This is a genomic window from Ruegeria sp. AF3 (assembly GCF_056536285.1).
The window spans coordinates 2,770,537-2,784,825 of record NZ_JBQFJM010000001.1 but is presented as its reverse complement, the minus strand read 5'-3'; the positions used below and the strand labels follow the sequence as shown (position 1 = coordinate 2,784,825).

The 14,289-nt window shown below is 57.9% G+C and carries 13 protein-coding genes; 6 read left to right on the top strand and 7 right to left on the bottom strand.

All coding sequences use genetic code 11. The annotated features are described in order from the left end of the window. The first annotated feature begins 41 nt into the window (after positions 1-41). Both ACR3FC_RS14030 and ACR3FC_RS14025 read left to right on the top strand, forming a co-directional pair. Positions 42-935, top strand: a complete 894-nt coding sequence (locus ACR3FC_RS14030; protein ID WP_480475811.1) for a LysR family transcriptional regulator ArgP — start codon at positions 42-44, stop codon at positions 933-935. 27 nt (positions 936-962) lie between these two features. Further along, a complete protein-coding gene (locus ACR3FC_RS14025) occupies positions 963-1,652 on the top strand; it encodes a nitroreductase family protein (RefSeq protein ID WP_480475809.1) in 690 nt (229 codons plus the stop codon). A gap of 25 nt (positions 1,653-1,677) precedes the next feature. On the opposite strand, the gene ACR3FC_RS14020 is transcribed toward ACR3FC_RS14025, so the two are convergent. Both ACR3FC_RS14020 and ACR3FC_RS14015 read right to left on the bottom strand, forming a co-directional pair. Then, positions 1,678-2,958: an MFS transporter gene (locus ACR3FC_RS14020; protein WP_480475807.1), complete on the bottom strand. Its 1,281-nt coding sequence runs from the start codon at positions 2,956-2,958 to the stop codon at positions 1,678-1,680. Positions 2,959-3,103: 145 nt separating this feature from the next. Then, on the bottom strand, positions 3,104-3,844 hold the full coding sequence (locus ACR3FC_RS14015) for a YebC/PmpR family DNA-binding transcriptional regulator (protein WP_480475805.1): 741 nt from the start codon (positions 3,842-3,844) through the stop codon (positions 3,104-3,106). Between the two features lie 110 nt (positions 3,845-3,954). Between ACR3FC_RS14015 and ACR3FC_RS14010 the strand changes: the two genes are divergently transcribed. The 3 genes from ACR3FC_RS14010 to ACR3FC_RS14000 all read left to right on the top strand — a co-directional run bounded on the left by ACR3FC_RS14010 (position 3,955) and on the right by ACR3FC_RS14000 (position 8,344). Next, positions 3,955-5,727 (top strand): SLC13 family permease, encoded by a 1,773-nt coding sequence (locus tag ACR3FC_RS14010; RefSeq protein ID WP_480475803.1) that lies wholly within the window; start codon positions 3,955-3,957, stop codon positions 5,725-5,727. Between the two features lie 16 nt (positions 5,728-5,743). Beyond that, positions 5,744-6,478: a glutamine amidotransferase gene (locus ACR3FC_RS14005; protein ID WP_480475801.1), complete on the top strand. Its 735-nt coding sequence runs from the start codon at positions 5,744-5,746 to the stop codon at positions 6,476-6,478. Between the two features lie 204 nt (positions 6,479-6,682). Beyond that, positions 6,683-8,344: an FAD-binding dehydrogenase gene (locus tag ACR3FC_RS14000; protein WP_480475799.1), complete on the top strand. Its 1,662-nt coding sequence runs from the start codon at positions 6,683-6,685 to the stop codon at positions 8,342-8,344. Between the two features lie 13 nt (positions 8,345-8,357). On the opposite strand, the gene ACR3FC_RS13995 is transcribed toward ACR3FC_RS14000, so the two are convergent. The 3 genes from ACR3FC_RS13995 to ACR3FC_RS13985 form a co-directional block, all read right to left on the bottom strand. Next, positions 8,358-9,095, bottom strand: a complete 738-nt coding sequence (locus ACR3FC_RS13995) for a YbaY family lipoprotein (protein ID WP_480475797.1) — start codon at positions 9,093-9,095, stop codon at positions 8,358-8,360. Between the two features lie 96 nt (positions 9,096-9,191). Continuing rightward, positions 9,192-10,970: an SLC13 family permease gene (locus ACR3FC_RS13990; protein WP_480475795.1), complete on the bottom strand. Its 1,779-nt coding sequence runs from the start codon at positions 10,968-10,970 to the stop codon at positions 9,192-9,194. An 87-nt stretch (positions 10,971-11,057) separates the two neighbouring features. After that, the gene (locus ACR3FC_RS13985; RefSeq protein WP_480475793.1) at positions 11,058-11,873 is read right to left on the bottom strand and encodes a TIGR00282 family metallophosphoesterase; all 816 of its coding nucleotides are present in this window, start codon (positions 11,871-11,873) and stop codon (positions 11,058-11,060) included. Positions 11,874-12,002: 129 nt separating this feature from the next. Here ACR3FC_RS13985 and ACR3FC_RS13980 point away from each other — a divergent pair, with 129 nt between their 5' ends. After that, complete coding sequence (locus ACR3FC_RS13980; RefSeq protein ID WP_480475791.1) at positions 12,003-12,230, top strand: putative hemolysin; 228 nt, start codon at positions 12,003-12,005, stop codon at positions 12,228-12,230. Between the two features lie 3 nt (positions 12,231-12,233). Here ACR3FC_RS13980 and ACR3FC_RS13975 read toward each other — a convergent pair whose 3' ends face one another. Together ACR3FC_RS13975 and mgtE are read right to left on the bottom strand one after the other, a co-directional pair. Further along, positions 12,234-12,791 (bottom strand): 5-formyltetrahydrofolate cyclo-ligase, encoded by a 558-nt coding sequence (locus ACR3FC_RS13975; protein ID WP_480475789.1) that lies wholly within the window; start codon positions 12,789-12,791, stop codon positions 12,234-12,236. Further along, on the bottom strand, positions 12,788-14,182 hold the full coding sequence (mgtE, locus tag ACR3FC_RS13970) for a magnesium transporter (protein ID WP_480475787.1): 1,395 nt from the start codon (positions 14,180-14,182) through the stop codon (positions 12,788-12,790). The genes ACR3FC_RS13975 and mgtE overlap by 4 nt, the downstream gene beginning before the upstream one ends. Positions 14,183-14,289: the final 107 nt, after the last annotated feature.

Genomic DNA, 14,289 nt, shown 5'->3' with positions numbered 1-14,289 from the left:
TCTATCAAATTAAAGATGTTATCCCGAGTTAAGCCTGACTAATGTTGCTGGATCCTCTTCACCTGTCCGCTTTGTCTGCCATTCTGCGTCATGGCAGCTTTGATGCGGCTGCGGCAGAGCTGGCGGTGACGCCCTCGGCGATATCCCAGCGGATCAGGGCGCTTGAGGATCGGATTGGAGCCACCCTGATACATCGGAGCACCCCTTGCACCGGAACGCCCGCCGGGCTGCGCATCGCCCGTTACGCGGAAGATGTCGGACTGCTTGAGGCACAGCTGGTTCGAGAGCTTACGCTGGAGCAGGAATCAAGGTCCGCCCGCGTCCGCATTGCCGTACCGGCAGACAGTCTGGCCACCTGGTTTGTTGATGCGATGGCGCAGGTGCCTGACATGCTGTTCGATCTGGTGATCGACGATCAGGATCACTCCGCAGACTGGCTGCGGCGGGGCGAGGTAAGCGCCGCCGTCACCGTTGGCGGCCAGACAGTGACCGGGTGCGACGCGATCCCATTGGGCGTGTTGCGGTACCTGCCAACGGCCAGCCCGGAATTCATCAACACCTGGTTTCGGGACAAAGTGACCGAGGCAGAACTGGGCAAGGCACCCTGCCTGGTTTTCAACCAAAAGGACGGGCTGCAAAGGGCCTGGATTGTTCAACACACTGGCAAACGTCTGTCACCCCCGTCTCATTTCCTGCCTTCTTCACAAGGATTTGTGGACGCGGCGATTGCCGGGCTTGGGTGGGGTATGAACCCCGCGGCTCTGGTGCAGGAGGCTTTGAAACAAGGGCTGTTGCGCCCCATCGTACCTGATGCGCCGTTGGATGTCGCGCTGAGCTGGCAGGTTGGGCGTGTTCTCGCGCCCGCACTCAAACCACTGACCCAGGCTGTCAAAAAAGCTTCAGAACGGATTTTGCTTCCGCCTCAAAGCGACTAAACAAACACGACATTTTCGGAGGAACCGATGTTCTCACGTGACGCTCTTAGCTATGACCCCATTCCCCTGCCGGATCGATGCGACATCAGCGATACAGACATGCTGGGCGCGGCGCAGGCATTTTACGAAAAGATGCGTCAGCGTCATACTGTACGGGATTTCAGCCCCCGCCCCGTTGCCCGTGAGGTAATCGAAACCAGCCTGAGCACCGCGGGTACCGCGCCGTCAGGCGCCAATCACCAACCCTGGCATTTTGCAGCCATCTCGGACCCTGCCCTGAAACACCGCATCCGGGAAGAAGCCGAAGAAGAAGAACGCCGATTCTACGCAGGTGGCGCCGGGGATGAATGGATCAAGGCACTGGAGCCCATCGGCACCAACGCGGTCAAAGAACATCTGACAATCGCCCCCTGGCTGATCGTGGTTTTTGCCCAGCGCTGGGGGCAATTCGAGGATGGAACGCGGTACAAGAACTACTACGTCCCGGAAAGTGTGAACATTGCCACCGGCTTTCTGATTGCCGCGCTTCATCACGCGGGCCTCAGCACCCTGACCCACACCCCAAACCCGATGCGGTTTCTGAACGACGCGCTGGACCGGCCCGCGTCGGAAAAACCAACCATGATTATCGCGGTGGGACACCCGTCAGAAGGAGCGACTGTGCCTGCTGTGGCAAAACTCAAGAAACCCCTGGAAGAGATTTCATCCTTCTTCTGAGGCTTTCGCGACGCTCGCCAAAAACTCAATTCGAGGGCTGTTCCGCCTTTTTTCGTTCTGGTTGCATCATGCGGTAGCAGTTTATACAGGACACCAGACTGGCGACGACGATGAATGCGACGGCCATCGCGACCTCGTGCATATGGGCGACAGCGGCAAGGCCCGCAGACAACAACACCGCGGTTAAACGCGCGAACGCCTTGACCGCCGCCGATCCCCGCACCCGCTGCTCTTTGGGTGCCACATCCAGAAAATAGAGCTTACGCGCACTGCTGGTCCCGGTCACAGCAACGGTGACAACGAACAGTGCAATTGCATGCAAGTGAATCTGATGGTCGATGCCCAAATAGTGGAACACCAAAAGAACACTGCCTGTTGCGGCGACCATCAATGTCCCGACCACCATGACCGCACGATGGGATTTCATGTTGATGATTTGCCACAGAGGGCCCGATACAAGATATCCCGAAGCGGAAGAGACGATCATCGCGGTCAATCCCTGTGTCGAGCTGTGATGCGCTTCGGCTGCGATGAGCGCGAAGAACGGAACGGACAGCGACACAGCAACCAAGGGCAGACGCATGATCATATAGCTCCGGAACCACTGGTATTCGAACATGCCCAGAACACCCTTGATATTCGCCTTAATCGAAATGCCCCTTTCGGACTCCTGCGGTGTCGTCGGCGCGACCTCACGCGCGGTTTCTGTTATCGCCAGCATGAACAGACCAGACAGCAGGAAGAATAAAACCGAAACGCCAATCATGACTGAATGGCGCGAAAAGGGTGGATTATCCTTGGTGATCTGATGCACCAGCAACGCAAGGCCAATGGCACATAGCCCCCCTGCACCAAGCTGTAGATATTGCATGATCATGCGCGAACGCGCCTGAACATGGTCCCCTAGCAGATCCGTAAGCATCAAGGTCTGCACTTCGCTGACAAGCCCGATCACAAGAAATACAGACAGGAAAACCACTGCGATCAATGGGACAGCCCCGGTCGCGGCCGCAGCTATTGCCAGAACCAGACAGGCGCCAATGACCGCTTCGGTCAACGCAATTGCATGTTTCTTCCGGCTTCTTGCTGCAACGGGTTGCGCCAGAAAGAAGTCGGCAATCAAGCAACCGACCATCCGCACCGACACCAGTGCCCCTGCTACAAACATCGGCAACTCGAAGGAAACGGCTAAAAACGGCAAAACAACCGACGGGCTGCCGAGCGTCCAAGCGACCTGAGACAGGATACTTTGCCCGGCCAGGACGGGCACGTTGCGCTTGGTCTGATCGGAAGTTTCGGATGTCATTCGTACTGTGTCTTCGTGTTTTCTGTATTTCCCGCACTTTCAGCCTAAGCGCATCGAATGTTTCAGCCAATAATTCAATAAGACCATCAAAAAACAAAAAACCCGGCCGTGCGACCGGGTTTCAATGAGTTGGTATTGGGTCAGCTTAAAGCTGCGCCATGACCTCGTCGGTGGCTTCGAAATTGGTCGTGACACGCTGCACGTCGTCATCGTCTTCCAAAGCATCTACCAGCTTCATCAGCTTTTGCATGTCTTCCAGGCCCAGTTCCGTCGTTGTGGTCGGTTTCCAGACCAGCTTGGTGGATTCTGATTCTCCAAGCGCGGTTTCCAATGCAGAGGAGACATCGTTCAGATCGGTATCGGCGCACCAGATGATGTGACCGTCATCCGAGCTTTCGACGTCTTCCGCGCCCGCTTCGATGGCCGCCTCGAAAATGGAATCTGCATCCCCTGCGGTCACCGGGTAAACAACCTCGCCTTTGCGTTCGAACATGAAACCGACCGAACCGGTCTCGCCCAGGTTGCCGCCATTCTTCGAAAAGGTCGAACGCACGGTCGATGCGGTCCGGTTGCGATTGTCGGTCATGGTTTCGACAATGACCGCAACACCATTGGGCCCATAGCCCTCGTAGCGGATTTCTTCGTAATCGTCACCTTCACCCGCTTGCGATTTCTTGATCGCGCGGTCGATCACGTCCTTGGGGACCGAGTTCGACTTGGCTTCTTTCACCGCCAGACGCAGGCGCGGGTTCTTGTCGGGATCGGGGTCGCCCATCTTGGCGGCGACAGTGATCTCTTTCGACAGTTTGGAAAACAGTTTGGACCGCGCGGCGTCCTGACGCCCCTTGCGGTGCTGGATGTTGGCCCATTTGGAGTGGCCTGCCATAGTGCGTCCTCGTCATCATGTTTGCGTGTTCGGCGCTCATATAGACGTTTGCGGGGGGCAGGATCAAGAGAGCGGCTTGCGACGACCTCACCGCCTTGTATGGTGACGGCATGACGACAGATCAGATCATTCTTTTCGCGCTTTTCATCACTGTCTTCGGAATGCTGCTTTGGGGTCGGTTTCGATACGACCTTGTGGCTTTTGCCGCGCTTATGATCGGTGTCGTGCTGGGTGTTGTGCCGGTCGATGATGCCTTTGCGGGCTTTGGCCACCCAGCGACCATTATCGTCGCGCTGGTGCTTGTAATCTCTGCCGGTTTGGTCAGGTCAGGTGCGGTATTTCTGATCACCCGAACTCTGGTTGATGCGTCACGGGGGCTGGGCGCGCATATCGCCCTGATGGGCGGGATCAGTGCGATTCTGTCGGCCTTCATGAACAATGTCGCGGCGCTTGCCTTGCTGATGCCCGTGGATATTCAGACCGCGCGAAAAGCAGGTCGGCCCCCGGGCCTTTCCCTAATGCCGCTAAGCTTTGCCACCATTCTGGGGGGCATGGTCACCCTGATCGGCACCCCGCCGAATATCATCATCGCCTCGATCCGGCAGGAAACGCTGGGCGAGCCGTTTCATATGTTCGACTTCGCCCCTGTTGGTGGAATAGCAGCGATCGCCGGTCTGGCGTTTGTCGCGCTGATCGGATGGCGATTGATACCCAATCGCGGCGTGCAACAAGAAACATCCGAGGTTCTGGCCGAATACATTGCCGAACTGACGATTCCGCCGGGCTCTGCCCATATCGGCAAACGGGTCAGCGAACTTTATGAAACGGCCGAAAAATCCGACGTGGCTATCATCGGCCTGATCCGGGATGGAAAACGGCGATATGGCCGGTCAACCCATGCCACACTGAACGATGGCGACGCGCTGGTACTGGAAGCGCGCCCCGAAGCGCTGGACGAATTCCGTTCTGCGCTGAAACTGGATTTCTCGGACACGCGACGGCAGGAGCTGCTGACGGCTGAAGGCGACGGGTTGGAAGTGATCGAAGTGGTTGTTCCGGAAAGTGCGCACATAGCCGGCCGTACAGCGCAGGGTATCGGGTTGGCTTGGCGCCAGAGCACCGTCCTGATGGGCATCTCACGTCAGGGTCGTCAGATCACCGAACAGGTTCGCAAGACCGAGGTTGAACCGGGCGATATCTTGCTGCTGCTTTGCCCCCGTGATCGCAGCGCCGATGTGACCGACTGGCTGGGGTGTCTGCCTTTGGCCGAACGCGGGTTGAACGTGACGGCAAATGACAAGGCCTTGTTGGCCATCGGTCTATTTGCAGTTGCCGTCTTCGCGGCCAGTGTTGGGTTGATTTACCTTCCCGTCGCATTGGGTCTTGTCGTCATAGCCTTTGTGCTGACCAAGGTCATGCCAATCACAGAAATTTATAACCATATCGAATGGCCCGTGGTTGTGCTGCTGGGCTCGATGATCCCACTGGGCAGCGCTTTGGAAACATCCGGCGGCACCGAGTTGATTGCCAATGCGCTGATTCAGCTGACCAATGGTCTGCCCGCATGGGCGATCCTGACCGTACTGATGGTCGTGACGATGACCTTGTCGGATGTTCTGAACAACACCGCCACCGCCATCGTCGCGGCCCCGGTGGGCATCCAGATGGCCCAAACGCTCGGGGTGTCGCCCGACCCGTTCCTGATGACCGTGGCCGTTGCGGCCTCGGCTGCGTTCCTGACGCCTATCGGTCACAAGAACAACACGCTGGTTCTGGGCCCCGGCGGCTATCATTTTGGCGATTACTGGCGCATGGGCCTGCCGCTGGAGGCTCTGATCATCGTGGTTTCCGTCCCCGCCATCCTTGTCTTCTGGCCATTGTGACGGGTAAAGGCTGTTCATGAAACGCTTTTTGATCCTGCAATTGCGCCCGGAAACGGATGCCTCCGACGCAGAATATGCCTCGATCCTGAACCGCAGCGGGTTGTTACCCGAACGCACGCATCGCATCCGTCTGGATTGCGAAGACCTGCCAGAAGGGCTGAAAGTCACCGATTATGCGGGGATTATCGTAGGCGGCGGGCCGGGATGCGTCAGTGATGACCCCGCGACCAAATCCGCGACGGATGCGCGGATCGAAGGAGCGATCCTGGGTTTGATGCCGCAGATTACCGCGCAGGATCATCCCTTCATGGGGTGTTGCTATGGCCTTGGTATTCTGGCCGTGCATTTGGATGGCAACGTGAGCAAAGCCCGGTATGGCGAGCCTGTGGGACCATCCAGGTGCCGCCTGACCCCCGAAGGACAACAAGACCCGTTGACCGCAGAGTTGGACGCCACCTTTGATGCGTTTGTTGGCCACAAAGAAGCGGTTCAAGCCCTGCCCGAGGGCTGCGTTCACCTTGTTGCGTCCGACCCCTGCCCGTTCCAGATGATCCGCTGGGGCCGGAACGTCTATGCCACTCAGTTCCATCCGGAAGCCGATGCCAAAGACTTTGAACAGCGTATCAACATCTACAGGAACCACGGCTATTTCCCGCCCGAAGACGCGCAGAAACTGATCGACCACTGCCATTCGGCGAAGGTCACGCAGCCCGGCGAAATCCTGCGCCGTTTCGTCCAGCGATACGAGTGACCCAACGGCGTGGTTGCCTGCGCCTTTCCGCCTCGCTTAGGCTGATCTGACGCAACTTTGCGAGGGGTTGATTGCGGATCATCAGGTTGCCATTGCCGGCCGCCCTGTTTCGCTGACCCTGCTTTCGGCCGTCTGTGGCATCATGTTGCCTGCCCTGGATCTGCCGTTCACCGCTTTGTTCCGCCGCCGCTGAAAGGAGTGTTCATGACAAACAATACTGCAGATGCGATTATCGTCGGTTCCGGGTTGGCCGGGCTGGCAGCTGCGGCGGAACTGGGCGACCGGGGCAAGAAGGTGATCATTGTCGATCAGGAACCCGAAACCTTTTTGGGCGGTCAGGCGTTCTGGAGCCTTGGAGGCCTGTTCATGGTCGACACACCCGAACAGCGCCGCATGGGTATACGCGACAGCCACGAATTGGCGCTGCGCGACTGGATGGGCAGCGCGCAATTTGACCGTGGCGAAGACGCATGGCCCCGCAAATGGGCCGAAGCCTATATTGAGTTTGCCGCTGGCGAAATGCGGCCATGGCTGCACGAAATGGGCCTGCGCTGGTTTCCGGTCGTTGGCTGGGCCGAACGTGGCGGGTCTTATGCGACGGGGCATGGCAACTCGGTCCCGCGCTTTCATATCACATGGGGCACCGGCCCCGGCGTTCTGGAACAATTTATCCGACGCGTCCGCGACCATGTCAGCGCCGGATTGATCCAGATGAAGTTCCGCCACCAAGTCAGCCATATCATCATGCAGAACGGAACCGCCAAAGGTGTTTCCGGAGAAATTCTGGCCGATGACACCGCCCAGCGCGGTAACAAAACCAACCGCGATGAGGTTGGCGAGTTCGAAGTTTATGCCCCATCAATCATTGTCACGTCCGGCGGTATTGGTGGCAATTTTGACATGGTGCGTCAAAACTGGCCCCGGGACCGTTTGGGTGAGCCGCCCAAAGATATGGTTGCAGGGGTACCCTTTCACGTCGATGGCCGCATGATCGCAATCAGCGAAAAGGCGGGCGGCCATGTCATCAATGGTGATCGGATGTGGCACTACACCGAAGGCGTGCGCAACTGGGACCCGATCTGGCCCGCCCATGGCATTCGTATCCTGCCCGGCCCAAGTTCAATGTGGTTTGATGCCAGGGGCAACCGCCTGGCACCGCCCTGTCTGCCGGGGTTCGACACTCTGGGAACTCTGCGTGAGATCCTGAAAACCGGATATGAATACAGCTGGTTCGTTCTGACCCAGAAGGTGATCAAAAAGGAATTTGCGCTGTCCGGGTCGGAACAAAACCCCGACTTCACTTCAGGTAGCTGGAAAGAGGTAATCCGCCAACGCATTCTGTCCGGTTCCAGCGCAACCGCCCCGGTTGAGGCGTTCAAGGAAAAGGGTGAGGATTTTGTTGTTGCCAACACGCTGACTGAACTGGTCAACGGCATGAACCATCTGGGCGACACTCCGATAGACGAGGCTCATCTGCGTGCCCAGATCGAAGCCCGGGATTTGCAGGTCGACAACCCCTTTTCGAAAGACGCGCAGATGATGGCGATCCTTGCCGCGCGCAATTATCGCGGAGATAAACTGATCCGCACAGCCAAACCGCATAAGTTTCTGGATCCGGCCAACGGCCCGCTGATTGCCGTCAAGCTGCATATCCTGACACGCAAATCCCTGGGTGGATTGCAGACCAATCTGGACAGTCAGATGATTGGATCAGACGGCAATGTCGTGCCGGGCCTGTTCGCTGCTGGTGAAGTCGCCGGATTCGGCGGCGGCGGTTATCACGGCTACAACGCGCTGGAGGGTACATTCCTGGGCGGCTGCATCTTTTCCGGTCGCAATGCCGGGCGTTCAAGGGCTGTCGCCTGACGCACTTTCCCGGTTACTTGCGCATCAGTTTGATCACCGGCTGGCCCTGCGCATCCAGCAGAGCCAGAGCGTTGCCCTGCATCGCGAAGGTCGTGACGTTTTGCAAGGCTTGCAGGAATTGCCGCTCGACCGCGTCCAACGGAGGTGGGCAAGCCATGAGTGTTGCCGCCATGTTGTCAGGAAACGCAATACGATTACCGGAGATCTCGGCCCGACCACTGAACCGGTTGCAGCCGCTGCTTCCTGAAATAACCCCATCCTGACCAAAGACAAGCTCGGGGCGTTTCTCGGATTCGACAGGCGCACCATTCAGGCCCGAGGCGGCCCATTGGGTGTTGTCCAGCGCTTCCGCCCCCTGCCCCTGGACCTGAACCAACAGAAGATCAGCGGCATTTTCTGCCCCATTCGTCAGAACCGGGTAAACGGTATCTGTGGTGAACAGCAGGTTTTGCCCCTGCATCACAGATGCCCGAACGCTATAGCGATGAGCATCCATGATCAGTGCATCGTCATAGGTCAATTTGAACTGTGCGGGCACCCCGCTCAGCGCATACCGTTGCGCGGCAAGCGTGACAGCGGGAGCATCGACCAGCGAGATATCCTGAAGCTCGACATAAAGAGTTGCGTCCGGTGGCAGTGCAATGCGCTCTCGGTATGTGGCGGTCCCTTCAACTGCACCGGCAATGGCGACACCGCTTAACGCTGCCCAAGTTGCTGCACCCACCCATATTGCGCGACTTAATTGCTGCATAGGTCAATTCCTTTTGCAAACCCTCTTCGCAAAAGATCGTGTGCCCTTGGGTCTTTGCAAGATGTGCTTCGACAAAGTGGCAATTCTGCGCCGAAATCACAAAGGCCAGATCAACGGAATAAGCAGGGATGCCAACAATCCGACTGTCAGATTTAGCGGAACACCCACCTTCATGAAATCGGTGAACCTGTAGCCGCCAGGGCCGTAGACCATCATGTTGGTCTGGTATCCGATCGGTGTTGCAAAGGACGCCGAAGCCGCGACCATAACGGCAACCACCAACGGGCGTGGGTCCATTCCGACGGCCTGGGCTAGCCCGATGGCTATAGGCGTGACCACAACCGCAACCGCATTGTTGGAAACCAGTTCGGTCAGCACCGAGGTCAGCAGGTAGATCGCCCAGATGATCAGGAAGGGCGGCAGAGCGCTTAATCCCGGTGCCACGGCCTCGACAATCAGTGAAACCGCACCAGAGCTGTCCAGTGACGCACCGATGGCGAGCATCGCGAAGATCAGCGCCAACAGGCGACCTTCGACAAAGGAGAACGCCTCGTCCGCGTCGATGCAGCGGGTCAGAAGAACCACGGCTACGGCCACAATCGATAACAGCAGGATCGGCGCGACACCCAGCGCTGCAAGGACGACGATCCCGACCAGCGCGCCAATTGCAATTGGCGCATGGCTGCGACGGAAGGCGCGTGCAGAAGGTTGGCTGACATCCACCATGTCCATGTCCGCCGCAAGGCGCTGGATATCTGCCGGGGCGCCCTCCAGCAGTAATGTATCCCCTACCCGAACCACCAGATCATCCAACTGGCGACCGATATTCTGATTGCGACGGTGAACGGCCAGCACATAGACACCATACCGACGCCGAAGTCGCATCATTCCAAGGGTCCGACCCACCAAACGGCATCCGGGTGTGATCAGCACCTCGACCGTCTTGGTCTCGACAGCAGAAACCTGATCCACACGCTTCAGCTCTTTGTTGCTCTGTAGGCTCAGAAGTTCGGTCATCTCGGTGCGCAGAACTACGCGGTCACCGACCTGCAATTCAACGCCCTTCAGATTGCGCCGCAGCGATTCATCGCCCCGGACCACGTCGATCAGACGCACGCCGGGGCGTTTGAACAACTGAACGCCGGTCACTTCACGCCCGATCAGGTTGCTGTCGGGCGGAATGACCGCTTCGGTGAAAAACTTCATTCTGGACCGATCGCTGAGCAGCGAGGCCATGCTATCCCGCTCGGGCAACAATCTGGGGGCGATGAAACGCAGATAGATCATGCCGTAGATCACCAGTGCAATCCCCAGCGGCGTGACCTCGAATATCGAAAAAGCTTTCATCCCCTGCGCGCGGGCCACACCATCCACAAGCAGGTTGGTGGACGTTCCGATCAGTGTCAGTGTCCCGCCAAGAATGGCGGCATAACTGAGTGGAATTAGCAGCTTTGACGCGGGTACGTTCAGCGTGCGGGCGATTTGAACAAAAACCGGGATCATGACCACAACAACGGGCGTGTTCGACACAAAAGCCGAGGCCAGCACGACAAATCCCATCAGCAATCCGATGGCAATACGCGGGTTGACCTGCGCCTGCCTTTGCGCGGTCGACGTGAAGGCGTCCAATGCCCCGGTCCGCACCAAGGCCCCCATGATGATGAACATTGCCCCAATCGTCCAGGGCGCGGGATTGGACAGGACCGCCAGCGCGCTTTGATAGGGCAGGATCCCTGTGACCAGCATCAGTGAGACACCACCGATGGCCACGACCTCGGTCGGATAAACCTCGCGCAGGAACATGACGAACATGCTCGCAACAATCAGCAGCGCCAGAATTGCGCTGCCCGTCTCTGTCAGTGAAAGGAAATTCATTCGTGGTATTCTGTCCGAACCCTGGCCCAAGCGCCTGATGACATGCAGTTTCACGCATTGCGCGTGGCAGGGCAAGCCTGACGTTCGTCAATCAGGCCCGGCTTGTTCCAAACGTCCACCAACGCGCACCATGCGAACAGATTTGGCCTGGCCGTCGCGATCATCCGTTTCGACGAAAACTCCGCTCAGCGTGGCCTCGCCATTGGCAGGGGTAAACCGGGTCTTGGGCATCCCGGTTATGAACCGGCGCATCGGTTCCTGCTTGTCCATACCAATGACCGAGTCATAGTCGCCGCACATGCCCGCATCCGTCAGATAGGCTGTGCCACCTGGCAGAATCTGCGAATCCGCTGTCGGTACATGGGTATGTGTTCCCACCACAAGGCTGGCGCGCTTGTCGCAATAATGACCCATGGCCATCTTCTCAGACGTCGCCTCGCAATGCATATCGACGATGATGGCCTGTGCCTGTCCACCCCGTGGGTGCGACTTCAGGATAGGTTCAATGGCCGAGAACGGGTCGTCGAATGGCCGTTTCATAAAGACCTGCCCCAACACCTGCACCACCAGAACTTTGCGCCCGCCGGGTGCGTTAAACAGCCGGTGCCCCCGCCCCGGCGCACCCTTTGCATAGTTCACCGGGCGCACGATGCGCTGTTCTTTCTCGATATATTGCAGCATGTCTTTCTGGTCGAACGCATGATCGCCCAATGTCAGGCAATCTGCCCCGGCATCCAGCAGCAGCTTGGCGTGATCGCCGCTCAACCCCATGCCGTTCGACGCGTTTTCGCCATTGACCACAACGAAATCCAGCCGCCATTCGTCGCGCAGGCGCGGCAAATGTTGCTGAACGGCCGCGCGCCCCGCGCGCCCCATCACATCACCAAGAAACAAAATCCTCATGATCCGGGTCGTAGGTGCTGTGCTGGGCAATAACAAGGCGGAACCGTGAAATTTAAGTTGAGCCGAACTTGAAATTGCATGCAGGCGTGGCAAAGTCTTAGCCATGCGCTTAAATCAAAAGGACATGTTGTGAAGCTATTGGCAATACTGACATTCGGCCTTGTGGTCGCTTCGGGTGTTATGGCGCAAGGCACAAAGACATCCATGCCCAATCCCGCGGCAACCTTTTGCGTCGAGAATGATGGGGTTTACCAACTTCGGAAGAACGAAGATGGAAGCGTCTTTGGTATCTGCATCCTGAAAGACGGTACCGAGGTGGATGCCTGGGACTATTTACGCAGCCACTTTCAGCAATGAGGCTTAGAACGTCAGCACCCGGCTTTCGGTGATAACCATGTTCAGCGGCTGATCGGTCGGCTCCAGCGGCAGTTTCTGCGCCTCTTGCGCGTCAAAAGCGAAACCGATTGCCAGTGTCGCGCGCTTGCCTCGCAATCCTTCCAGCGTGCGGTCATAAAATCCACCGCCATATCCCAAACGCCCGCCGTTGGCATCAAAAGCCACCAGCGGCACAATCAGGATTTCGGGGTCGAAATAATCATCAACCTCGGGCACTCTGGCACCGAATGGGCCGTCTTTCAGCGGTCCTTCTGGCGTCCAGCGCGAAAATTTCAGAGGTTTTCCAGCGGCTTGTATCACGGGAACACCGACAGGTCCATAAGCCGCAGCTTCAGCCATGGCAGACACCGGGTCGATCTCGGTTCGGATTGGCATGTAGCCTGACAAGGGCACGCCGCGATAACCCGCCAGAACCTCGGACAAACGTCCGGCCGCACCGGGAACACGCGTGTCGAACGCGACCTTGCGGCGCGCAAATGCCGCTTTGCGTGCAGCTGCTTTGATTTCAGTCAGATCGGTCACAATAGCACCACACTGGCAAGCCCAAGAAAGATGAAGAACCCCATGACATCGGTTGTGGTTGTCACAAAGGTTCCTGACGCCAGCGCCGGGTCAATTCCCAGACGATCCAGCACTACCGGTACTACCGTACCTGCAAAGCCCGCGATGATCATGTTCACGACCAAGGCTGACCCAATCACGACACCCAGCCAAGGTGAACCGAACCACAGCATTCCCACGGTCCCCAGTACAATGGCAAAACAGAGCCCGTTCAACATGCCCACCAGCAGTTCCCGCCTGATAACGCGCATCACGTTTGAGTTGGTCAGGTCGCGCGTCGCCAGTGCGCGCACTGCAACGGTCAGCGACTGCGTTCCCGCATTGCCCCCCATGGATGCAACAATCGGCATCAGGATGGCCAGCGCGACAAGCTGGTCAATTGCCGCCGCAAATTGTGAGATCACCAACGAAGCACAGATTGCCGTGCACAGGTTTACCGCCAGCCAGGGCAACCGTCGCCGACTGGTGGCCGCCACACTGTCGGACAGCGAGCTTTCGTCGCTCACACCGGCAAGGCGCAGGATGTCTTCTTCGTGCTCTTCATCCAGAACAACCATCGCGTCGTCGATGGTGATCACACCAACCAGACGCCCGTCGGCATCGACCACGGGGGCCGAGATCAGGTGATACTGGTTGAAGGCATAAGCCACATCCTCCTCGTCCTGATCAACGGGGATGATGTGAAACTCCTCTTCCGCCAGATCGCGCAACGGCACTTCACGTCGGGACGCCATCAGCTTGCCCAATGTCACCTGCGCTGTCGGTTTCAGGCGCGGATCGACCAGAACAACATGATAGAACTGCTCGGGCAGATCGTCATTGGCACGCATGAAGTCGATGGCTTGACCGACGGTCCAATGCTCGGGGGCCATGACGACCTCACGCTGCATCAAACGACCAGCAGAACTCTCGGGGTAAGCAAGCGCCTGTTGCGCTGCTAGCCGCTCGGAATCTTCGAGCGCGCCCAGAATGGCTTCCTGCTGCGGTTCCTCAAGATCTTCCAGAAGGTCAACGACGTCGTCGCTTTCCATCTCGCGCACGGCTTCCGCCAGAACCTCGGGGGTCAGAACGGCGATGATTTCCTCGCGAACCGATTCATCCAGTTCAGACAAGATGTCGCCGTCAAATTCCTTATCATAAAGCCGGATCAGCCGGGCCCGGTCATAAGGATTGATCTGCTCCAAAAGGTCAGCGATATCGGCCGCGTGCAGCGGCTCCATCAGCTCAATCAGCTTGTCGCGATCATCCACATCAACCGCATAAAGAATCGCCGCCACGGTCCGGCGATCCAGCGCATACGCGTCTTCGTCCTGGGGCAGATCGTGTTCGGCTTGGTTATTGCCTGTCGTCATGCGCTGCCCCCTTCTTTCGGCGATTGGCCCCTAAATAGAAGAAGCAGCTACCAGAAAACAATGACAATGCGCCGATTTACCCACTTCTTTCGTCTGCCTATGCTACA